The 21,979-nt window shown below is 72.2% G+C and carries 14 protein-coding genes and 2 CRISPR repeat arrays; of the genes, 5 read left to right on the top strand and 9 right to left on the bottom strand.

Annotated elements, in window-relative coordinates; all coding sequences use genetic code 11:
* Nucleotides 1-787 precede the first annotated feature (787 nt).
* The 3 genes from ACFYW3_RS29585 to rsmI form a co-directional block, all read right to left on the bottom strand.
* The gene (locus tag ACFYW3_RS29585) at nucleotides 788-1,720 is read right to left on the bottom strand and encodes a TatD family hydrolase (protein WP_351749946.1); all 933 of its coding nucleotides are present in this window, start codon (nucleotides 1,718-1,720) and stop codon (nucleotides 788-790) included.
* 59 nt (nucleotides 1,721-1,779) lie between these two features.
* A complete protein-coding gene (locus tag ACFYW3_RS29580; RefSeq protein ID WP_389387884.1) occupies nucleotides 1,780-2,292 on the bottom strand; it encodes a hypothetical protein in 513 nt (170 codons plus the stop codon).
* Between the two features lie 137 nt (nucleotides 2,293-2,429).
* The gene (gene rsmI, locus ACFYW3_RS29575) at nucleotides 2,430-3,347 is read right to left on the bottom strand and encodes a 16S rRNA (cytidine(1402)-2'-O)-methyltransferase (RefSeq protein ID WP_351749947.1); all 918 of its coding nucleotides are present in this window, start codon (nucleotides 3,345-3,347) and stop codon (nucleotides 2,430-2,432) included.
* 88 nt (nucleotides 3,348-3,435) lie between these two features.
* Here rsmI and ACFYW3_RS29570 point away from each other — a divergent pair, with 88 nt between their 5' ends.
* From ACFYW3_RS29570 to ACFYW3_RS29560, 3 genes are all read left to right on the top strand, one after another.
* Nucleotides 3,436-5,202, top strand: a complete 1,767-nt coding sequence (locus ACFYW3_RS29570) for a dolichyl-phosphate-mannose--protein mannosyltransferase (protein ID WP_389387883.1) — start codon at nucleotides 3,436-3,438, stop codon at nucleotides 5,200-5,202.
* A gap of 615 nt (nucleotides 5,203-5,817) precedes the next feature.
* Nucleotides 5,818-6,273: direct repeats of the CRISPR family, unit length 28 nt; unit sequence GGTTCATCCCCGCGGGTGCGGGGAGCAG.
* Between the two features lie 947 nt (nucleotides 6,274-7,220).
* Nucleotides 7,221-7,400, top strand: coding sequence for a hypothetical protein (locus ACFYW3_RS29565; protein WP_351749948.1), 180 nt, complete (start codon nucleotides 7,221-7,223; stop codon nucleotides 7,398-7,400).
* Nucleotides 7,401-7,546: 146 nt separating this feature from the next.
* Nucleotides 7,547-8,366: direct repeats of the CRISPR family, unit length 29 nt; unit sequence GGGGTCATCCCCGCGCGTGCGGGGAGCAG.
* A 374-nt stretch (nucleotides 8,367-8,740) separates the two neighbouring features.
* Nucleotides 8,741-10,429, top strand: a complete 1,689-nt coding sequence (locus ACFYW3_RS29560) for a penicillin-binding transpeptidase domain-containing protein (RefSeq protein WP_389387882.1) — start codon at nucleotides 8,741-8,743, stop codon at nucleotides 10,427-10,429.
* 315 nt (nucleotides 10,430-10,744) lie between these two features.
* On the opposite strand, the gene ACFYW3_RS29555 is transcribed toward ACFYW3_RS29560, so the two are convergent.
* From ACFYW3_RS29555 to ACFYW3_RS29540, 4 genes are all read right to left on the bottom strand, one after another.
* Nucleotides 10,745-11,977: a serine hydrolase domain-containing protein gene (locus ACFYW3_RS29555; protein ID WP_389387881.1), complete on the bottom strand. Its 1,233-nt coding sequence runs from the start codon at nucleotides 11,975-11,977 to the stop codon at nucleotides 10,745-10,747.
* 28 nt (nucleotides 11,978-12,005) lie between these two features.
* A complete protein-coding gene (locus ACFYW3_RS29550) occupies nucleotides 12,006-12,866 on the bottom strand; it encodes an energy-coupling factor ABC transporter ATP-binding protein (RefSeq protein ID WP_389387880.1) in 861 nt (286 codons plus the stop codon).
* A gap of 91 nt (nucleotides 12,867-12,957) precedes the next feature.
* Nucleotides 12,958-13,719, bottom strand: a complete 762-nt coding sequence (cbiQ, locus tag ACFYW3_RS29545; protein WP_389387879.1) for a cobalt ECF transporter T component CbiQ — start codon at nucleotides 13,717-13,719, stop codon at nucleotides 12,958-12,960.
* A 1-nt stretch (nucleotide 13,720) separates the two neighbouring features.
* The gene (locus ACFYW3_RS29540) at nucleotides 13,721-14,776 is read right to left on the bottom strand and encodes an energy-coupling factor ABC transporter permease (RefSeq protein WP_351749953.1); all 1,056 of its coding nucleotides are present in this window, start codon (nucleotides 14,774-14,776) and stop codon (nucleotides 13,721-13,723) included.
* Between the two features lie 238 nt (nucleotides 14,777-15,014).
* On the opposite strand from ACFYW3_RS29540, the gene ACFYW3_RS29535 reads away from it, so the two are divergent.
* The gene (locus ACFYW3_RS29535) at nucleotides 15,015-15,452 is read left to right on the top strand and encodes an SsgA family sporulation/cell division regulator (RefSeq protein WP_351749954.1); all 438 of its coding nucleotides are present in this window, start codon (nucleotides 15,015-15,017) and stop codon (nucleotides 15,450-15,452) included.
* 172 nt (nucleotides 15,453-15,624) lie between these two features.
* On the opposite strand, the gene ACFYW3_RS29530 is transcribed toward ACFYW3_RS29535, so the two are convergent.
* Both ACFYW3_RS29530 and ACFYW3_RS29525 read right to left on the bottom strand, forming a co-directional pair.
* Nucleotides 15,625-17,832, bottom strand: coding sequence for an MMPL family transporter (locus ACFYW3_RS29530; RefSeq protein ID WP_351749955.1), 2,208 nt, complete (start codon nucleotides 17,830-17,832; stop codon nucleotides 15,625-15,627).
* 106 nt (nucleotides 17,833-17,938) lie between these two features.
* Nucleotides 17,939-18,529: a TetR/AcrR family transcriptional regulator gene (locus ACFYW3_RS29525; RefSeq protein ID WP_351749956.1), complete on the bottom strand. Its 591-nt coding sequence runs from the start codon at nucleotides 18,527-18,529 to the stop codon at nucleotides 17,939-17,941.
* A gap of 152 nt (nucleotides 18,530-18,681) precedes the next feature.
* Here ACFYW3_RS29525 and ACFYW3_RS29520 point away from each other — a divergent pair, with 152 nt between their 5' ends.
* Nucleotides 18,682-21,969, top strand: coding sequence for a S41 family peptidase (locus ACFYW3_RS29520; protein WP_351749957.1), 3,288 nt, complete (start codon nucleotides 18,682-18,684; stop codon nucleotides 21,967-21,969).
* Nucleotides 21,970-21,979: the final 10 nt, after the last annotated feature.

The following is a 21,979-nucleotide window of genomic DNA, read 5'->3' as shown; positions in this document are numbered from 1 at the left end:
CGCCGTTCCCGCGCCGGCCGGGACCTCGGTGGGGAGCGCACGTCGGCGGCGGCCGGCGGGTGGCTCCTCCGGCGCCTCGGGGGCGGCGACCGCTCCCCGGCGCCGTCCCGAGCCGGGGAGCACCGGGTTTCCCCGGGTGTCCGGGGCTCCGGTGAACACCGTCGGGGTGGGCGCGGGTCCGGTGTCGGGGCGGCGTCGACGACCCGGACCGGCGGGTTCCTCGACGGTCGGGTCGTGGGGTGACGGGAGCGTGTCGGCGCGCGGGTCGTGCCCCCGGGACCAGCCGGGCTCGGGGGGCTTGCGGCGGCGCGCGGACCTCGGCGCGGGCACCGCGGGAAGGGTGGCGGCGGCCGCGCGGGCCACCGCGTCGGCGGGGCCGGGATCCACGTCGGGCGCGGGTCGCACCGGCTCGGGCCACACCGGTTCGGGTCGCACCGGCACGGGCCACACGGGCGCGGGTCGCACCGGTTCGGGCCACACGGGCGCGGGTCGCGCCGGTTCGGGCCACACCGGTTCGGGATCTCGTTCCGCGACGCGCCCTGCCCCGGGCGGCCCCGGCGGCCTCGGATCCCAGGACTCCGGCGCCGCCTCGGCCAGGATCGGCGGCGCCGGGTACGCCTCCGGGACGGGACCGACGGGACCGCCACGGCGGTGACTGCCCTGGGTATCGCTCACGACGCTCGCTCCACTGGTCCGGCCCCGCTGGTTCGGGCAGGGCACCCTAACGGGAACGACCGTCACACATCAAAGTCGTTCGGTTACACAGCGTGTCAGGCGAACGGGTGTGTCAGAGCGCGGCGCCGGGGGTCGGTGGGACGTAGTCGAAGGCGCGCGCCGTGTTGGCGGCCAGGGCGGTCGCCATGGCGTCCTCGTCGAGGCCCCGGACGGCCGCCATGGCCCGCACGGTGAGCGGGATCAGGTACGGGGCGTTGGGCCGGCCGCGGTAGGGCGCCGGGGTGAGGTACGGGGCGTCGGTCTCCACGAGCACCAGTTCCAGCGGGGCCACGGCGAGGGCCTCGCGCAGCGGGGCGGCGTTCTTGAAGGTGACGGTCCCGGCGAACGACATGTAGTAGCCGGCGGCGGCGCACTCGCGGGCCATCTCGGCGTCCCCCGAGTAGCAGTGGAAGACGGTGCGTTCGGGCGCGCCCTCCTCGCGCAGGATGCGCAGCACGTCGGCGTGGGCCTCGCGGTCGTGGATGACCAGGGCCTTGCCCCTGCGCTTGGCGATCTCGATGTGGGCGCGGAAGGAACGCTCCTGCGCCGCCATGCCCTCGGGGCCGGTGCGGAAGAAGTCGAGGCCGGTCTCGCCGACCGCCTTCACGTGGTCGAGCGCCGCGAGGGCCTCGATCTCGGCGAGGGCCTCGTCGAGGGCGCCGTCGCCGCCGCCAGCCCGGGCTCCCTGCCGGGACCGGCCTCCCCCAGCCCCAGGGGGCTGGGAGGTGCCCCCTGGATCGCCGTGGACGATGCGGGGGGCCTCGTTCGGGTGGAGGGCGACGGCCGCGTGGACGTTCTCGTACGCGGCGGCGGTCTCGGCGGCCCAGCGCGAGCCCTTCACGTCGCAGCCCACCTGCACGACGGTGGTCACGCCCACCGAGGCGGCCTTGGCGAGGCCCTCCTCGACGGTGCCCGACTGCATGTCCAGGTGGGTGTGGGAATCGGCGACCGCCACCCGCAGCGGTTCGGGCGGCGGGGGCGGTGCGTCGTTGGCGGTACGGCTCATACGGCCGATCCTATGACCGGGGCTCCGGGACGCCTCCCCGCGTCCCGTGCGGGGCGGGCTCAGGACCGACGGAACCTGCGCGTCAACCGGGCCAGCAGTCCCCGGCGCCCGTCCCCGTCGGTCGCGGCCACCGGCCCCGGGGCGGCGTGCGCCGGGGGCGACTTGCGGGGCTTGGGGGTGCGCGGGGTGTTCGCCCCGGCCGGGACGGGTCCGGCGACGCCGGGGGCGACGGGGGGGTGGTAGAGGCGATCGAGCGTACCGAGCACCGACTTGACCTGGCCCTCGCGCATGATGCGGACCACATGGCCGCCGCAGTTCACGCACGTCGGGTTCGAGAGCGGGGACGGGACCCGTTCACCCTGGGCCGTGTAGACGATGGAGGGCCGGCCCTCGGCGTCGACGTGGTGTTCTATCTCGTAGGCCTGCTCCCAGCCGTACCCGCACTTCATGCAGGCGAACGAGTACGCCTCGTGCACGGTCGGGACGTTGCGCGTCGAGGGCGGCGGGACGACGGGGGCCTGGGCGGTGGTGGCGACGGGTCCGGGTACCGGGGTGTCTGCGATCTCTGTCATGCCAGCTCCTCTTTTCCACTGGTGCACAGCCAGTGGACGCCTGTTCAGGCGGGAGCGCATCAGGTCCTGTCGACTGTTGGACGGCCTTTGAACGAGTCATGCCCAAAGGGCCCGGTGCGCGGTCTGAGCTTTGCTTTTCAGGTCGACTCCTTGCCGATTCCCGGCACCTTTTGTGCCGCGTTCTTTGCCGCGACGACCGCGTCGAAAACGTCCCGTTTGGGTACGCCCGCCTCGGCGGCGACGGCGGCGATGGCCTCCTTGCGGCGCTCCCCCGCCTCCTCGCGCACCCGCACCCTGCGCACCAGCTCCTCGTCGTCCACGTCGCCGGGCCCGGCGGCCGGGGCGCCCTCGACGACGACCGTGATCTCCCCGCGCACGCCCTCCGCGGCCCACGACGCCAACTCGCCGAGCCCGCCGCGCTTGACCTCCTCGTACGTCTTGGTCAGCTCGCGGCAGACGGCGGCCCGCCGGTCGGCGCCGAAGACCTCCGCCATGGCGGCCAGGGTGTCGTCGAGCCGGTGGGGCGCCTCGAAGTAGACGAGGGTGCGGCGCTCCGACTCGACCTCGCGCAGCCGGCCGAGGCGCTCGCCGGCCTTGCGCGGCAGGAAGCCCTCGAAGCAGAACCGGTCCACGGGCAGCCCGGACAGGGCGAGCGCGGTCAGCACGGCGGAGGGCCCCGGCACGGCGGTGACCTTGATGTCCTTCTCCACGGCGGCGGCCACCAGCCGGTAGCCGGGGTCGGACACCGAGGGCATGCCGGCGTCGGTGACCAGCAGCACCCGCTTGCCGGCTTCCAGGGCCTCGACCAGCTCGGGGGTGCGGGCGGACTCGTTGCCCTCGAAGTACGACAGGACGCGCCCGGTGGTGTGCACACCGAGCCCCTGGGTGAGCCTGCGCAACCGCCGGGTGTCCTCGGCGGCGATCACGTCGGCCCGCTCCAGCTCGGCCCCGAGCCGGGGCGGGGCGTCGGCGAGATCGCCGATCGGGGTGCCGGCGAGCACGAGCACACCGGTGGAAGGGGAGGTCTCGGCGCCGCGGGGCTGGTCAGTCGTCACCCGCCCATCCTCTCAGGAGCCCCACCCGGCACGCCCCGGGCCGCCCCGGCGCTGGGGTTCCCGCGGACGCGTTCCCTACGATGACCCGGTGACCAGTACCGCGACGCCGCCGCCCAGCCCCGCGGGGGCCCCGCCCGCCCCCTCGGGCGGACGCGACTCCGAGCCCGAGCCGTCCGTCTGGCTCCGCCGTCTGCGGGGCTTCGGCTACGCGCCGCGGACCCCGGACGCGGACGTCCGTACCCGCCTCGTGCCCCCGTACGCCCGCCCCTCCGCACAGTTGTGGACGGCGCTCGGAGTGCCGGCCGCGGCGGCGGTCACCTGGCAGCGGGTCCTGGCGTGGGCCGGGCCGCTGCTGGTGGCCCTGGTCGCCGGGGTGCTGCGGTTCGTGCACCTGGGCAACCCCAAGGCGGTGATATTCGACGAGACGTACTACGCCAAGGACGCCTGGGCCACGATCCGGCAGGGCTACGAGGCGAGTTGGCCCAAGGACATCGACAAGTCGATCCTGGCCGACCCGGACGGGGTGGCGCTGCCGCTGGACCCGGGCTACGTCGTGCACCCGCCGGTCGGCAAATGGGTGATCGGCATCGGCGAGTGGATGTTCGGCTTCGATCCGTTCGGCTGGCGGTTCATGACCGCCGTGCTCGGCACCCTGTCCGTGCTGATGCTCTGCCGGATCGGCCGCCGGCTCTTCCGCTCCACCTTCCTCGGCTGCCTGGCGGGCGCGCTGCTGGCGGTGGACGGCCTGCACCTGGTGATGAGCCGCACGGCCCTCCTCGACCTGGTGCTGATGTTCTTCGTCCTGGCCGCCTTCGGGGCGCTGGTCGTCGACCGGGACAAGGCCCGGGCGAAACTCGCGGCGGCGCTCCCCGTGGACGGGGACGGGCGCACCCGCCCGGACCTCGCCGTCGCGGAGACGCTGCGGCTGGGCCTGCGCCCGTACCGGATCCTGGCGGGCGTCTGCCTGGGCCTGGCGTTCGGCACCAAGTGGAACGGCCTGGTGGTCCTGGCCTTCTTCGGGATCCTGACCGTGCTGTGGGACGCGGCCGCGCGCCGCACGGCCGGCGCGGGCGCCCCGTACGCGGCGATGCTGCGCAAGGACGCGCTGCCCGGCTTCCTCTCCACGGTGCCGGTGGCGATCGGCGTGTACCTGGCGTCGTGGACGGGCTGGATCCTCAGCCCGGACAACGGCAAGGGCGGCTACTTCCGCGACTGGGCCGCCAAGAACGACCAGCACAGCTCGCTCTCCTTCCTGCCCGAATGGCTGCGGAGCCTTTGGCACTACGAGACCGAGGTCTACAAGTTCCACGTGGGCCTGACCTCGGGCCACACCTACGAGTCGAACCCGTGGAGCTGGCTCGTGCTCGGCCGGCCCGTCTCGTACTTCTACGAGTCCCCCGCGCCCGGCACGGACGGCTGCCCGGCCACGGAGACCGCCAAGTGCGCCCGCGAGGTACTGGCCCTGGGCACGCCGCTGCTGTGGTGGGCGGGCTGCTTCGCGCTGCTGTACGTGCTGTGGCGGTGGCTGTTCCGGCGCGACTGGCGGGCCGGCGCCATCGCGTGCGCGCTGGCCGCCGGCCTGCTGCCCTGGTTCAACTACCAGGAGCGGACCATCTTCTTCTTCTACGCGGTGGTCTTCGTCCCGTACCTGTGTCTGGCGGTGGCGATGATGATCGGCGCGATGCTCGGCCCGGCGGGCTCCTCGGAACGCCGCCGCGCGCTCGGCGCGATCGGCGCGGGCGTGCTCGTCCTGCTGATCGTCTGGAACTTCATCTACTTCTGGCCCATCTACACGGGCCAGTCCCTCCCGATGGACTCCTGGCGCGGCCGCATGTGGCTGGACACCTGGGTCTAGCAGCACGAACGACGGGCCCGGCACCTGATGGTGCCGGGCCCGTCGTGGTTGTTGCCGGTGGTCGCCGGCCGTTGTCGGCCACCCCTTGACGGCCCACAGACGGCCCGGCAGGGGGTCGAGGGCCGGCCGGCCTCCGTGGCCCCGCCCGTGGTCCATTCCGCTTCCGCTTCCCCCGACGTGTACGACACCCGCGGACGGTCGTTCGCGGCGATCCGGCGCGGGGCAGGGGAAGGGCACCACCTCAAGCGGCGGGGCCTGCGGATTGCTGCCTGTTGAGCACGCCGGCAGAAGCCACGGGGCTCGGACGCGTGAGAGCTTGTCAGACCGATCGCGTGACACAACTTCCCCTTGCCCTCACCTGGGCCTTTGGCCTTCGCGCCCGCTCGTTGTCCGTCACGCTGGCCCGAGGCCGGCCAGAGCCATGATCATTCGGCATACCCGTCGCCACGCCTGGGTTGCCCCAACACGCTTTCCAACTGTCTGCGTAGCCGTTCACGGGGGTTCGCGGCCGTCTGCGCAACAGCCAGACACCGCGCCTGCACGGCGGTGAACCCAGGCGGCCGTCCGCGCACTGGACAAAGACCAGGACAACGGACCAGGCGACGACGGGCCCGCGTTGCCGTCCCCGCAGGTGCGGGGAGCAGGTAGGGCAGGCCGGCACGGAGGGCGGCTTCGAGGGTTCATCCCCGCGGGTGCGGGGAGCAGTACGTGGCGACCGGCGCGCACGCCGTGATCCCGGGTTCATCCCCGCGGGTGCGGGGAGCAGGGTACGGCGGCGGCGGACAACCCGTGGAACGTGGGTTCATCCCCGCGGGTGCGGGGAGCAGTTCCTCGATGCGTGGGGCCGACCCAACGGCCAGGGTTCATCCCCGCGGGTGCGGGGAGCAGTCCGCTTCGGTCCGTCCGCAGCGAGCAGGGTGAGGTTCATCCCCGCGGGTGCGGGGAGCAGGGCGTCCTGGCTGAGGAGGGCTGGTTCGGGCTGGGTTCATCCCCGCGGGTGCGGGGAGCAGCCGTCACGGCCGTGGAAGACGACTTGTTCACCGGGTTCATCCCCGCGGGTGCGGGGAGCAGGCTTCCTGAGCTGGGACGATATCCGGCTCGACTGTCATTTTGCAGCACTTCCAAAGAGTCCGGCATTCATGAACAAAGTAGATATCGAGTACGGAAACTGGTCGTGCATCCCCATATTCGTTGCGCTCCGCCCCCGCGGAGCAGGGGCAGAGCGCAAGTGGCAGATGGCTGCCACGACGTTTTCGCCCCTCACCCGCTCAGGAGCCGGTTCGCACCTGCGCCCTTCGGCAGCGGCTTCCGGCAGTGGCCGCACCGTCGCTCCTTGCCGCTCACGCTGCCGGCGCCCTCGTCCCCAGCGCCGGGGGAAGCCGGCAACCGGGACAGCCATCCCCCTGGGGGATTCCCCTCGCGCGGTGCACCGAGGGTCGACGGGAGCCGCTCGCATTCGACCGCAACGGCGAGAACTCAATCCCGCTGCCGCGACGAAACGACGAAGTCGATCATGCTCAACCTTTCCTCAAATTCGTTCCCCTGCGATGTGACCGATGAGTAGGCTCTTCTTGATCGAAGACGCCGGGCCTGACCAGCTCGACATTGAAAGGTCAATTGAATCGGGGAAGCTCAATAACGAACAACACGCTTCCGGCGTTCTGTCGGTGGCCCTTGTCGGCGGTTTCGTCCTGACGGGCGGGGCCGGCGCGGGGCACGCCGATTCGGGCCCGCACCCCTCGGCCCAGCCGGTGCAGGTGAACCCGCTCGAAGAGGCTCGCTCGCTCGCTCGCCGCGCATCACGCCCAAGAGCAAGCGGGACCACGAGTACCTGATGACTCACGCCGAGATGCACGACATGGCGAAGAGTTGCCTGATCAAGGGCGCCGTCGATGGAGCCGGTGCGCTGATCGTCGGTCACTTCGCCAGTAGGAACGTGGCGAAGGACATAGTTCCCGAGACCGTGGTCGCCGGTGCCACCGGCCGCCTCGCGGCACTCACCCAAGGCAGGGAGAATCATGGCCAAGATCGTATTCACTGTTCTCTGGGTCGCTGTACTCGTCCTCGCCAACCGGAGCCTCCACGACACCGCCTGGGCGCAATACCTGGCGACGTTCCTTCTGGGGGGTCTCTATGCCCTGGCCGTCGGCAAGGTGGGGATGCTCCGCACGGGGTCGCGGTCGGAAGGCTCGAAGTGACCGGCTTTCTCGGCCTTCCAGTGCGATTCGATAAACGCCTCGATTGTTCGGACTGAGGCAATCAGTCCCGTCGCCACTGCCTCGACATCTCCGCACCTGCGTCGACATCGCCGGCGGCTGCGGTCTGCGACGGGGCGAAGTGGGTTGAGGTCATCCCCGCGCGTGCGGGGAGCAGGCATCCTCGTACGGGCCCGCTCGTACGGGCCCGCTCGTGCGGGGAGCAGGTAGCGGCGGATCGCGAGCGCCGTGCGGCCCGGGGGTCATCCCCGCGCGTGCGGGGAGCAGCGACCGGTTGATTGTCCAGCCGCCCGCGCTCACGGGGTCATCCCCGCGTGTGCGGGGAGCAGACCGCCTTCAGCGGCACCGCCCACGCGCTCTGGGGGTCATCCCCGCGTGTGCGGGGAGCAGTGCGGCCGGCCCGGGTCCTTGAGCCACGCGTAGGGGTCATCCCCGCGCGTGCGGGGAGCAGCGACTGTCCGTTGACGTAGAGCGAGACCTGCCGCGCCGTCGTGGGGTCATCCCCGCGCGTGCGGGGAGCAGTTCACCCTAAATGGTGCAGGTGCGGACAATCAGGGGTCATCCCCGCGCGTGCGGGGAGCAGGGTCGGGCCTGCACCTCTGGTACCGGGGCGCGGGGGTCATCCCCGCGCGTGCGGGGAGCAGTGCCGTTCGGCTTGATGAAGATGGGGACAGGGGGGTCATCCCCGCGTGTGCGGGGAGCAGCGCTTCGACTCGCTGGCCGTGGGCCTCGACGAGGGGTCATCCCCGCGCGTGCGGGGAGCAGACGAGCCCGTACGCGGCGGTGATCTTGTTCCTGGGGTCATCCCCGCGCGTGCGGGGAGCAGAAGCTCGTGCGCGGATTCAACTTTGATGACCAGGGGTCATCCCCGCGCGTGCGGGGAGCAGCTGCCGGAATCCGGCATGCGCGTGCTGGCCCCGGGGTCATCCCCGCGCGTGCGGGGAGCAGGCTTGCTGAGCTGGGACGGTATCCGGCTCGACTGTCGCTTTGCAGCACTTTCATTGATTCCGGCATAGCGGGAGAAGGCCGCAGAACCCCCGGACCGACCTCTGGTGCAGCTCGACCCCATCACATGACGAGACATGGCAGGCGAGCGGCCCGGCGGCCCGCCCGTTCCGCCACCGCCACCGCCACCGCCACCCAAGCCCTCTGGGTCGCGTCCACCGTCAACGCTCCGGCCCGGGCGCCGCGTTCGGCGTGTGACGGGCGGCACGTTCCGGTCCGGTAACAACGCGCGCAACACCCGCTCGCTCAGCGTAATGTCCATGCCAGGGGTTCTTGAACATGTTCAGAGGACCGTGGTTCCTGGGGAGGGGACGCAAGTGAACGGGGCGGCGAAGGGTGCCATCATCGGCGGGGTGTTCCTCGCGATGGTCGGCGGTGCCGGGTACGGCATGTACTCACTGGTCGGCGACACCGGCGACACCGGCGGGGCCAAGGACGACAAGGTCGCCGGCAAGACGGCGGCCGGCGCGTCGAGGGGCGAGGGGCCGGTCACCGAGAAGGAGACATCCGAGGCCGCGAGGGGCTTCCTGGCGGCGTGGGCGACCGGGGACGAGCGGACGGCGGCCGACTGGACGAACAACGCGTCCGAGGCGCTGTCGGCGGTCGCCGAGTTCAAGACCAGGGCCTACGTGTCCAAGGCGGTGATCACCCCCGGCACCCCGAACGGCACGACCGTGCCCTTCAAGGTCGAGGCCGAGGTCACCTACGAGGGCACGACCAAGTCCCTCGCGTACGAGTCCCGGCTCACCGTGGTCCGCGGACTCAGCACCGGCAAGGCCCTGGTCGACTGGCAGGCCTCGGTGATCCATCCGGACCTCAAGCGCGGCGAGCGGCTGCGCGCGGGCACGCCTGCCAGTCCGCCGGTCAAGCTGGTGGACCGCAACGACCAGGAACTGACGCCGGAGAAGTACCCGTCGCTGCGGCCGGTACTGGCTCAACTGCGCGAGGTCTACGGCGGCAAGGCCGGCGGCAAGGCCGGCACGGAGCTGTGGATCGAACCGGCCGCCGCCACCGCCAACTCCACCGCACAGGACGGCGCCACCGGCCAGGACGCCGGCGGCAGACGCACGCTGTTGACCCTGGTGGCGGGCGAACCGAGCACGCTCAAGACGTACCTGGACGCGAAGGTGCAGGCTGCGGCGGAGCAGGCGGTGGCCAAGTACCCGGAGTCCTCGGTGGTGGCCGTCAAGCCCAGCAACGGCCACATCCTGGCGATCGCCAACAACCGCAAGGACGGCTACAACGCGGCGATGACGGGCACGCGCGCACCCGGCTCGACGATGAAGATCGTCACGGCGGCGATGCTGCTCGACCGGGGGAAGGTGGCTGCCGACAAGCCCGCCCCGTGCGACAAGACGGTTTCCTGGGGCGGCCGTTCCTTCCACAACCAGGCGAACTTCCAACTGCCGGCGGGCACGAACTTCTCGACGAGCTTCGCCCGGTCCTGCAACACCGCCTTCATCAAGCAGATCGACGAGGTCGACGAGGACGCGGCGCTGTCGAAGGAGGCCACGGAGGTCTTCGGCATCGGCCTGGACTGGAAGACGGGCATCAAGTCCTTCGACGGCAAGGTCCCGGTGACGACCGGCGCGGAGTCGGCGGCCGAGTACATCGGGCAGGGGCAGATCACCATGAACCCGCTGAACATCGCGTCCATCACGGCGACGGCGCGCAGCGGTCGGTTCCACCAGCCCCTGCTGGTCTCCCCCGAGCTCGACGGCCGGCCGACCGCGACGGCGGCGCGCACGATGAAGGCGTCGGTGCGCGGCCAACTGGTCTCCATGATGCGGCTGACGGCGACGAGCGGTACCGGTGCCGAGGCGATGGCCTCGGTCGGCGGCGACAAGGGCGCGAAGACCGGCTCGGCGGAGGTGGACGGCTCGGCGAGCCCGGACAGTTGGTTCACGGGCTTCAGCGACGACGTGGCCGCGGCGGCCATGGTGGAAGGCGGCGGCCACGGCGCGGACGCGGCGGGCCCGATCGTGGCGTCGGTCCTGCGTTCCTGACCCGCCGTACGGACGTGCGTACGGCGCCCGCCGTACGCACCCGCCGTACGCGCGGATCCCCGCGGCCCCGACCCGCCGTACGAACGGAGCCCCGCGGCCCCGAGCCGCCTACGCACGGAGCCCCGCGGCCCCGAGCCGCCGTACGCGCGGATCCCCGCGGCCCCGACCCGCCGTACGAACGGAGCCCCGCGGCCCCGAGCCGCCTACGCACGGAACCCCGCGGCCCCGAGCCGCGCCGCACGGAGCCCCGCGGCCGAGCCCCACGCCCCGATCCCCGACCCCGACCCTCGCCCCCGCCCCCGCCAAGGCCCCCGCTCAGAGCGACGCGCGTACCGCCCGGACCAGGGCCTGCGCGCGGGGGTCCGCGGTGACCGACTTGGCCAGGGAGTTGGTGACGTACCCGAAGCCGATGCCCGCCTCCGCGTCGGCGAAGGCCAGCGAGCCGCCGCGCCCCGGGTGCCCGAAGGAGGCCGGGGACAGCAGCGGGGAGGCCGGGCCGTGCAGCATGTAGCCGGGGCCGAAGCGGGTGTTGACGACGAGTACCCGGTCCGGGCCCGAGGACAGTTCCGAGGACGCCAGGGCCGCGGTCTCGGGGGTGAAGAGCCGGGTGCCGTCCTCGGTGTCGCCCAGCAGCGCGGCGTAGAAGCCGGCCAGGGCCCGGGCGGTGCCGATGCCGGCCGAGGCGGGCAGTTCGGCGGCCCGGTATGCGGGGTCGTTCTCGTCGGGCAGGGGGTCGATGGCCGCGAAGGCGCGTCGGGTCGGCGAGTGCGGGTCGGCGTAGGCCTCCGAAACGTTTCTGCGCGGCCGGGTGCGCAGCGCTCCCGCCGATGCCGGCGGCTCCACCGGTCCGACCCTGCCGACCCGTCCCGCCTCGGCGTCGGGCAGCCCGATCCAGAAGTCCAGGCCCAGCGGGCCCGTGACCTCCCGCGCGAGCCACTGCCCCACCGACATCCCGGTCACCCGGAGCACCAGTTCCGACAGCAGCCAGCTGTACGTCTGCGCGTGGTAGCCGTGGTCCGTGCCGGGCTGCCAGAAGGCGGTCTGTTCGGCGACGGCCCGCGGTCCGCTCTCGCCGTCCGCCGCCTGGGCCGGCGTCAACGGTCGGTCCAGCGCCGGGACGCCCGCACGGTGTGCCAGCAGGTCGCGGACCCGCGCCCGCTCCTTGCCGCCCGCCTTGAACTCCGGCCAGTGGGCTCCGACCGGCGCGTCCAGGTCCAGCAGCCCCCGCTGGTGGAGAAGCAGCGGGACGGCCGCGGCGACGCCCTTGGTGGCCGAGCGCACGACCTGCGCCGTGTCCGCGGTCCAGGGCGCGGCGCCGCCCGAGCCATCGGTCCCGGCGCCTTCCGGGCCGTGGACCGCGGCCACGCCGTCCGGGCTCCGGGTGTCGGCGCCGTCCACGTCCTTCGTACCGGCCCACAGGTCCACGACCTTGCGGCCGTCGCGGTACACGGCCACGGCCGCACCCCGGTCCCCGAGCACCTCGAAGTTGCGTACGAACGCGTCCCGGACGGCCTCGAAGCCCTCCGTCACCTCACCCTGGATCTCCACGACGGTTCCAACAACCGACCGCGGGCGCTTATGCCGCCGGGGCCGGGGTCCCGGTGCCCGGCGCGGCGGGCGCCGGTGTCACCGCCGGGGTCGGCGTCGGCGGTGTCACCGAGCGCGGGTCGAAACCGAAGGGGAGTTCCAGCCGGTGGGCGCCCATCAGCTCCTCGTCGCACAGCAGGTCCTGCGTCCGCCCGTCGGCGGTGATGACCCCGTCGCTGAGGATCACCGCGCGCGGGCACAGTTCCAGCGCGTACGGCAGGTCGTGCGTGACCATGAGCACCGTCACGTCCAGCGAGCGCAGGATGTCGGCCAGCTCGCGCCGCGAGGCGGGGTCGAGGTTGGAGGAGGGCTCGTCGAGGACGAGGATCTCGGGCCGCATCGCCAGCACGGTGGCCACCGCCACCCGTCGGCGTTGACCGAAGGAGAGGTGGTGCGGCGGCCGGTCCGCGAAGGCGGCCATGCCGACCTGTTCGAGCGCCTCCCGGACCCGCTGCTCCAGCTCGGCGCCCCGCATGCCGGCGGCGGCCGGGCCGAAGGCGACGTCCTCGCGCACGGTGGGCATGAACAACTGGTCGTCGGGGTCCTGGAAGACGATGCCGACCCGGCGCCGGATCTCGGCGAAGTTCCGCTTCTCCACCGGCAGCCCGGCCACCGTCACGGTGCCGACCCCGCCGGCGAGGATGCCGTTGAGGTGTAGGACGAGCGTGGTCTTGCCCGCGCCGTTGGGGCCGAGGAGGGCGACGCGTTCCCCCTGCCCGACGGTCAGGTTCACGCCGAAGAGGGCCTGGTGTCCGTCCGGGTAGGCGTAGGCGAGGCCGGAGACGTCCAGCGAGGGCGGTACGGGGGTCGAGGGGGTCGAGGGGGTCGAGGGCGCGTTCACGGCGTCCATCCCATCACGCGCACAACGTCCGTCCCACCCGACACATACACAGCGTCCGTCCCACCCGGCACGTGCACAACGTCCGTCCCACCCATCACGTTCACAGCGTCCATCCCATCAGACACACGGCGAGCGCCGCCAGCGGAAGCACGGCCGCGTACGCCCACTGGGCGCGCGTGGCCGCGATGTCGTCGATCACCGGCATGGAACCGGAGTAGCCGCGGCTGACCATCGCGAGGTAGACCCGCTCGCCGCGCTCGTAGGAACGGATGAAGAGCGCTCCGGCCGTCTTGGCCAGCACCCCCCAGTGCCGGATCCCGCGCGCCTCGAACCCGCGCGAGCGGCGGGCGATCGACATCCGGCGGAGTTCGCCGCCGATCACGTCGCCGTACCGGATCATGAAGGAGGCGATCTGGACCAGCAGCGGCGGCAGTTTCAGCCGCTGGAGGCCGAGGAGCAGCGCCCGCAGTTCGGTCGTCGAGGCGAGCAGGACGGAGGCGGCGACCCCGAGGGTGCCCTTGGCGAGCACGTTCCAGGCGCCCCACAGGCCGGAGACGCTCAACGACATGCCGAGCACCTCGACCCGCTCGCCCTCCGCCACGAAGGGCATGAGCACGGCGAACGCGACGAACGGCACCTCGATCAGCAGCCGGCGCAGCACGAAGGCGGCCGGAATCCGGGCGACGGCCATGACCGCCGCGAGCAGGAGGGCGTACAGGCCGAAGGCCCACATCGCCTCCCGCGGTGTGGACACGACGACCAGCACGAACGCGAAGGTCGCGGCGAGCTTGCAGTGCGGCGGCAGGGCGTGGATGGGCGAGTGCCCGTGCCGGTAGAGCTTGTGGGTGTGGCCGGCCCCCATGTCAGGCGGTGGGCACGGCGGTGGAGGTGGCGGTGAGGTCCTCGGCGCGACGGCGGCGGACCGCCCAGAAGATGCCGGTGCCGACGACGACGGTCACGCCGACGCCGATGATCCCGGCGAGGCCGCCGGACAGTCGGGCGTCGCCGACGCCCTTGACGCTGTAGTCGGCGACGGGGGAGTTCGCGGAGGCGTGCTCCTCGACGTGGGCGTCGATGCCCTTGTCGGCGGCGACCTTCTCCAGCCCGTCGGGGCTGGCGGAGGCGTAGTAGGAGACGACACCGGCCAGCACCAGGGCGGTGACCAGGCCGGTGATCCACACGGGCTTCGTGGACCGGGCGGTGGCGACGGGCACCGGGGCGACGGTCGGGGCGTCGACCAGTTCGCCGTCGACGCGCAGCTTCAGCGGCGTGGCGAGTCCGCGCGCGCCGTGGACCAGGTCGGGCCGGACAGCCAGGACGGCGCCCACGGTCGCGGCCGTGATGACGGCCTCGCCGATGCCGATGAGGACGTGCACGCCGACCATGGCGGTGAACACCTTGGCCACCGGGATGTCGGTCGTCCCTCCGACGGCGTAGATCGCGGTGAAGGCGGCGGCCGCGCCGGGCACCGAGAGCAGGGCTCCGACGAAGGCGGCGGTGGTGATCGAGGCCCGGCCGGTCGGCAGCACCTTGACCAGGCCGCGGAAGATCGCGTAGGCGATCACCACGGTGACGACGCCCATGACGGTGATGTTCACGCCGAGGGCCGTCAGACCGCCGTCGGCGAAGAGGATGCCCTGCATGAGCAGGACCACGGACACGCAGAGCACGCCCGTGTAGGGGCCGACGAGGATCGCGGCGAGGGCCCCTCCCAGCAGGTGGCCGCTGGTGCCGGCGGCCACCGGGAAGTTGAGCATCTGCACGGCGAAGATGAAGGCGGCGACCAGGCCGGCGAGCGGTGCGGTGCGCTCGTCGAGCTCGCGGCGGGCACCACGGAGGCTGACCGCCACCGCGCCCGCGGCCGCGACGCCCGCGGCTATGGAGACGGGGGCGTCGATGAAGCCGTCGGGGACATGCATGTGTCTGCTCCGCTTCCTGCGGTAAGGCTCACGGCGGTGAGGCGCGTGGCAGTGGGGCGCGTGGGGGTTCGGGCCGGTGTTGCGCTGACAAAATCTTTAACCGTTCAAGAATAGTGCCCACCTGCAAACCGTTGGCAAGAGCGTACGCGCCCCAAAAAGCGCCGCGCGGATTCGTGGGAATGTGCGAGGCTGGGGGTAAATACGGACGCATATGTTCCGATTTATAGGAGCCGTGTCGATGTCAGCGACCGCCGAGAATCCCCACGTGACCGAGGTGACCACCGCCGTGGAGGAGCGCGTCCGCGCCCGTGTGATCACGGACGATCCGCTCTACCGGGCGATTCCGGTCCTCCTGCGGTTCACCCCCGCCGAGCCGCTGGCCGTACGGATCGTCTTCCCGGCCGACCTGTCCCCCGAGGGCACGGACAACGAGTGGGTCTTCCCCCGCGCCCTCCTGGAGGCGGGCCTGACCGCCCCGACCGGGACCGGTGACGTGCGGGTCTGGCCGTGCGGCCGGGTGCAGGCGATCGTCGAGTTCCACTCCCCCGAGGGCGTCGCCGTGGTGCAGTTCGACCTCTCGGCGCTGCGCCGTTTCCTGCGCCGTACGTACGCCCCCGCCGCGGCGCCCGCCGTCGAGTCCGCCACCGACCCCGTCAACGAGCCCGCCACCCGTTAGGCCCAACGCCGCCGCACCCGCCCGACCGGCGGGCGCGAACGGGTCCGGCCCCGCACCCGGTGTTCGGGTGCGGGGCCGGACTCTCGTACGCGACCGCGCCGGTCAGGCGCCGTCGGTCAGGCACTGACGGTCAGACGCCGTCGGTCAGGTACTGACGGTCAGACGCCGACAGTCAGGCGTTGACCAGCTCGCGGTCCTTGTCCGGTCCCTCCGAGGAGTCGCCGGAGTCGCCGAGGTGCTTGCGCAGGCTCTCGCCCTCCACGTCCACGTTCGGCAGGAGCCGGTCGAGCCACTTCGGCAGCCACCAGGCCTTGTGGCCGAGCAGCGCCAGTACCGCCGGGACGATGGCCATGCGGACCACGAAGGCGTCGAAGAAGACGGCGACGGCCAGACCGAAGCCGATCATCTTGACCATCTGCTCACTGGCTCCGATGAAGCCCGAGAACACGGCGATCATGATGACGGCGGCGGCCACGACCACCCGCGCGCTGTACTGGAAGCCGGTCACGACGGCTTGGCCCGGGCGCTCGCCGTGGACGTACGCCTCCCGCATGCGGGTGACCAGGAAGACCTCGTAGTCCATGGCCAGGCCGAAGACCACGCCCACCATGAAGATCGGCATCATCGACATGATCGGACCGGTCTGCTCCACCCCGAAGAGCGAGCCGAGCCAGCCCCACTGGAAGACCGCGACGACCGCGCCGAGGGCCGCGACGACCGACAGCAGGAAGCCGAGGGCCGCCTTCAGCGGGACCAGGATCGAGCGGAACACCAGCATCAGCAGCAGGAAGGCGAGGCCGACCACGAGCGCCAGGTAGGGCAGCAGCGCGTCGTTCATCTTCTGCGAGAAGTCGATGTTCATCGCGGTGGCGCCGGTGACGAGGACGTCGTCGCCGCTGCCGTCGCGGATCTCGTGGACCAGGTTCTCGGTCTCGACCGAGGAGGGCCGGTCCTTCGGGATCACGTTGATGATCGCCGCGTCGCCGTCCTTGTTCGGCATCGGCGGGGTGACCGCCACGACGCCGTCCAGACCCTTGATCCGGTCGACGGTGGAGTCGGCGAGCGCCTTGTCGCCGTCGACGACGATCATCAGCGGGCCGTTGAAGCCCGGGCCGAAGCCGTCGGACAGCAGGTCGTACGCCTTGCGCTGGGTGGTGGAGACCGGCTGGGCGCCGTCGTCCGGCAGGCCCATCTCCAGCTTGCTCGCCGGAATGGCGATCACGCCGAGGCCGATCACACCGACCAGCAGCACCATGATCGGGCGGCGCAGGACGAAGCGGGCCCAGCGGGTGCCGCCGTTGGCCTTGGGCTCGGCGCCCTCGACCTTCGGCTTGCCCTTGCCGAACAGCTTGCTCTTGGCGCCGGCCGGCAGGACCTTCTTGCCGGCGAAGCCCAGGATGGCCGGGACCAGGGTCAGGGCCACGAGGACCGCGATGACCACCGTGCCGGCGGCCGCGACGCCCATCTTGGTCAGCATCGGGATGTTGACGACGGCCAGGCCCACCAGGGCGATGACCACGGTCAGACCGGCGAAGACGACGGCGGAACCGGCGGTGCCGGCGGCCCGCCCGGCGGCCTCGTCGCGCTCGCGGCCCTCGGCGAGCTCCGCGCGGTAGCGGGAGACGATGAAGAGGGCGTAGTCGATGCCGACGGCGAGGCCGATCATCATCGCGAGCGTGGAGGTGGTGGAGCCGAGGTCCATCACGTTGGCGAGAGCCGTGATGCTGGAGACACCGATGCCCACGCCGATCAGCGCGGTCAGCAGCGGCAGTCCGGCCGCGATCAGCGAGCCGAAGGTGATAACCAGGACGATCGCCGCGATGGCGATGCCGATGATCTCGCCGGAGCCCGTCTCGGGCGCGGCCATCAGCGCGTCGCCGCCGATCTCGACGGTGAGCCCGGCGTCCTGGGCGGCCTTGCCGGACACCTTCAGGGCGTCGCGGGCGTCGTCCTTCAGCTCCATGCCGCTGACGTCGTACTTGACGCTGACGTAGGCGGTGGAACCGTCCTGGCTGACGGCCTTCACCTGGTAGGGGTCGTCGATCTTGGCGATCTGCTCGGCACCGGGGCCGTTCTGCAGACCGGAGATGATCTTCTCGACCTCGGTCTTGGTGCCCGGGTCGGTGACCTTGGCACCGGCCGGCGCCTTGACGACGATACGGGCGGTGGCGCCGTCGGCGGCCATGCCCGGGAAGCGCTGCTCCAGCAGGTCGAAGGCCTTCTGGGCCTCCGTGCCGGGTATCGAGAAGGAGCCTGAGGTGGGTGCGGACGCCGAGGCCGCGCCGAAGCCGGCGACGAACAGCAGCGCCACCCAGACGAGGGCGACGAGGCGCCGGCGCCGGAAGGCGCCCTTGCCGAGGCGGTAGAGGAAGGTGGCCACGTCGGTGGTTCTCCCGTTCGGGTCGTGGGATGGGACAGGGCGTGGTGAGCCGGCCCGACGACGAGAGCGGCGTGTCAGGAGCAGCGATACGGGTCGTGCGTGGAGCTCAGACGCCGAGGGCGGGGAAGACCACGGCGTCCAGGAACTGGCCGAGGAACGCCCGGTCGACCGACCGGTCCTCGATCAGCGGGAGCGCTATGCACGCCCCGATGAGCATGTGCGGTACGAAGTCGAGCGCCGGACAGTCCGGGGCGATCTCGCCCCGGTCCACCCCGCGCTGCAACATCATCTGGAGCCCGTTGATCTCGGGATCGACCAGCAGGTCGCGCAGCGCCTTGTGGAGTTCCGGGCTCTCGTGGACGGCATGGGTCAGACCCCGCATCAGCGCGGTGTCCTTGGCCATCTGCGCGTCGTCGGAGTGCGCGACCATCAGGGCGAAGTCCCCGCGCACGCTGCCCGTGTCGATCTCCCGGAGGGAGACCGGCTGGGTGCATCGCAGGGCCTTGGCCACCAGTTCGGGCTTGCTCCCCCACTGGCGGTAGAGCGTGGCCTTGCTGGACTTGGTGCGGGCGGCGACCGCGTCCATGGTCAGCGCCTCGTACCCGACCTCGCGGAGGAGGTCGAGGACCGCCCCGTGGAGTTCGGCTTCCCGCTCGGGGGTGATCCGGCTGCGCCGCGACGCGACTTCTTCGGGCATACCCGGCCCTCCCATCCGAACGAAACGGTTTCGTACTCCTGCGAGAGTACCTCCCCGACGAACGAAACGAAACCGTTCCGTTTCGCTTCGGGGGGTGTCATGGATCACCTGTACGAGTTGCCAGGGGCCCCCTGCGCGGAAAGCATTGGGGGGTGAGTCACGACGTCGCGTACCTCCGGTTCCCGCACCTGCACGACGACCTGCTGTGTTTCGCCACCGAGGACGACCTCTGGGTGGCGCCCCTGGCTCCACCCGACGGCCCGGCCGGCCGGGCCTGGCGGATCACCGTCGACCGCACCCGGGTCGGCCACCCGCGGTTCTCCCCCGACGGCCGGCACATCGCCTTCACCACCTGGCGCAGCCTCGACCCCGAGATCCACCTCGCGCCCGTGGACGGCGGCCCGGCCCGCCGGCTCAGCCACTGGGGCTCCACCGACACCCGCGTCTGCGGCTGGACCCCGCCCGACAAGGACGGCCGCAGCGACATCCTGGCCGTCTCCTCGCACGCCCAGCCCTTCTCGTACTACTCCTGGGCCTACACCCTGCCCACCGACGGCAGCCCCGGCGGCAAACTCCCCTGGGGCCCGGTGTCCGACATCGCCGTTCGCGAGGAACCGAACGGCGAGCGCCGGACCCTGCTGCTCACGGGCAAGCCCCCGCACGAGCCCGCCGCCTGGAAGCGGTACCGCGGCGGCGCCACCGGCCGGCTCTGGCTGCACGGCCGACGGCTGCTGGAGGACGTCGAAGGGCACCTCGACTCGCCGATGTTCGTCGCCGGCCGGATCGCCTTCCTCTCCGACCACGAGGGCATCGGCAACCTCTACTCCTGCCTCCCCGACGGCACCGACCTGCGGCGCCACACCGACCACGCGGAGTTCTACGCCCGGCACGCCTCCAGCGACGGCTCTCGGATCGTCTACCAGTGCGCGGGCGACCTCTGGCTCGTGGACTCCCTCGCCCCGGACGCCGTCCCGCGCAAGCTGCAGATCCGTCTCGGCGGCCCCCGCGCCGGCCGGCGCAGCTATCAGATCCCGGCCGCCAACCACGTCGACTCCCTCTCCGTCGACGCGACCGGCCGGGCCAGCGCCGTCGTCGTGCGCGGCAGCCTGTACTGGCTCACCCACCGCGACGGCCCGGCCCGCACCATCGCCGACACCCCGGGCGTACGGGCCCGGCTGCCCGAGATGCTCGGCAGCGGCGGCCAGGTGGCGTACGTGACCGACGCGGAGGGCGAGGACGCGATCGAGATCGCCTACCTGCCCCGCGCCTCCGGCGACCGCGAACCCCGCCGGCTGGCCTCGGGCCGGCTGGGCCGCGTACTGGAACTGCTCTCCGACCCGGACGGGGAACGGCTCGCCGTCGCCTCCAACGACGGCCGGCTGCTGCTGATCGACGCCACCGAGGAGTCCGACGGGGAGGTCACCGAACTCATCCGGTCCATCAACGGGCCCGTCACCGACATCGCGTTCTCCCCCGACGGCTGCTGGCTGACCTGGTCGCACCCCGGCATCGGACGCTCGCTGCGCCAGATCAAGATGGCCCGCATCGCCGGCCCCGGCACCCGCACGGTCGTGGACGTCACCAACGGCCGCTTCGACGACGAGAACCCGGTGTTCACCCGGGACGGCCGCTTCCTCGCCTTCCTGTCCTGGCGCGGCTTCGACCCGGTCTACGACGTCCACACCGGCGACCTGTCGTTCCCGCTGGGCTGTCGCCCGTACCTGGTGCCGCTGTCCTCCGCAACCCCCTCGCCCTTCGCGTTCTCCCCCGACGGCCGCCCGGCGGCGGGCGGACTCGACCCGGTGGAGGGCGAGTCCGGCGACGGGGACGGCTCGGTGACCGTGGAGGTGGAGGGGCTGGAGAGCCGGGTCACGCCCTTCCCCGTCACGGCGTCGAAGTACTCGGCCCTGTACCCGGTGAACGGCGGCGGCCTGGTGTGGCTGCGCTGGCCGATCTCGGGGGCGCTCGGCGAGACCTTCGCCAACCCCTCCGACACCAGCGGCAAACCGACGCTGGAGCACTACGACATCTCCAAGGCCCGCAAGAGCGAACTCGCCTCCGGACTGGACTGGTTCGCGGTCAGCGGCGACGGCACCCGGCTGGTGATCAACGACGACGGGGACCTGCGGGCCGTCCCCTCGACCGAGTCGGGCGACGGCGACTCCACCGTCTACCTGGACCTGCGGCGCATCCTGCACGAGGTGGATCCGGCGGCCGAATGGCGCCAGGCGTACGAGGAGGCCGGCCGGCTGATCCGCGCCTACTTCTGGGAGCCCGACATGTGCGGCATCGACTGGGACGCGGTGCTGCGCCAGTACCGCTCCCTGGTCGAACGGGTCGCCTCCCCCGACGAGTTCGCCGACCTGCTGCGCGAGGTCCTCGGCGAACTGGGCACCTCGCACGCGTACGTCTCCCCCGCCCGCCGCAACGAGGGCCCGCCCCACTACCAGCGGGCCATCGGCCTGCTCGGCGCCAACCTGGTGTGCCGGGACGGCGCCTGGATGATCAAACGGATCCTGCCCGGCGAGTCCTCGGACTCCAAGGCCCGCTCCCCGCTGGCCGGCACCGGCATCCGCGAGGGCGCCGTGCTCACGCACATCGACGGCCGCCCGGTGGACCCGGTGAGCGGCCCGTACCCGCTGCTGGACGCGGCGGGCGGCACCACCGTCGAGTTGACCTTCGAGCAGGACGGCGAGGGCCGGGCCCGCCGCGTCGCGGTCGTCCCGCTGATCGACGAACGACCGCTGCGCTACCAGGACTGGGTCTCCAAACGCCGGGCGGTGGTCCGCGAACTCAGCGGTGGCCGGTGCGGCTACCTCCACATCCCCGACATGGGCGGCTCGGGCTGGGCTCAGTTCAACCGGGACCTGCGGATGGAGATGTCCCGGCCCGCGCTGATCGTGGACGTGCGCGGCAACGCCGGCGGTCACATCAGCGAGTTGGTCGTGGAGAAGCTGACCCGCTCGATCCTCGGCTGGGACCTGACGCGCAACGCCCAGCCGGTCTCGTACGCCTCGAACGCGCCCCGGGGGCCGATCGTGGCCCTGGCCGACGAGGCGACCTCCTCAGACGGGGACATGATCACGGCGGCGTTCAAGCTGCTGGGGCTGGGTCCCGTGGTCGGCCAGCGCACCTGGGGCGGGGTGGTCGGAATGACCGGCCGGCACGTCCTGGGCGACGGCACGGTGATCACGGTGCCGATGAACGCGGCCTGGTTCCCGGAGTACGGCTGGTCGGTGGAGAACAACGGCGTCGAGCCCGACCTGGCGATCCTGCGCACGCCGCTCGACTGGGCGGAGGGCCGGCACGCGGTACTCGACGACGCCGTCCACCTGGCGCTGGAACTGCTGGAGCAGGACCCGGCGGCGGTGCCCCCGGGCTACGCGGACGTCCCGGACCTGCGACGCCCGAAGTTGCCGCCGCGCCGAGCCGGTTCGTAGCGGCACCGCG

Origin of the sequence: Streptomyces sp. NPDC002602, assembly GCF_042889445.1 — a bacterium.
In the GTDB taxonomy this organism is placed as follows: domain Bacteria; phylum Actinomycetota; class Actinomycetes; order Streptomycetales; family Streptomycetaceae; genus Streptomyces.
Note: the sequence above shows the minus strand (reverse complement) of the source record. Positions and strands in the feature narration are given on the sequence as shown.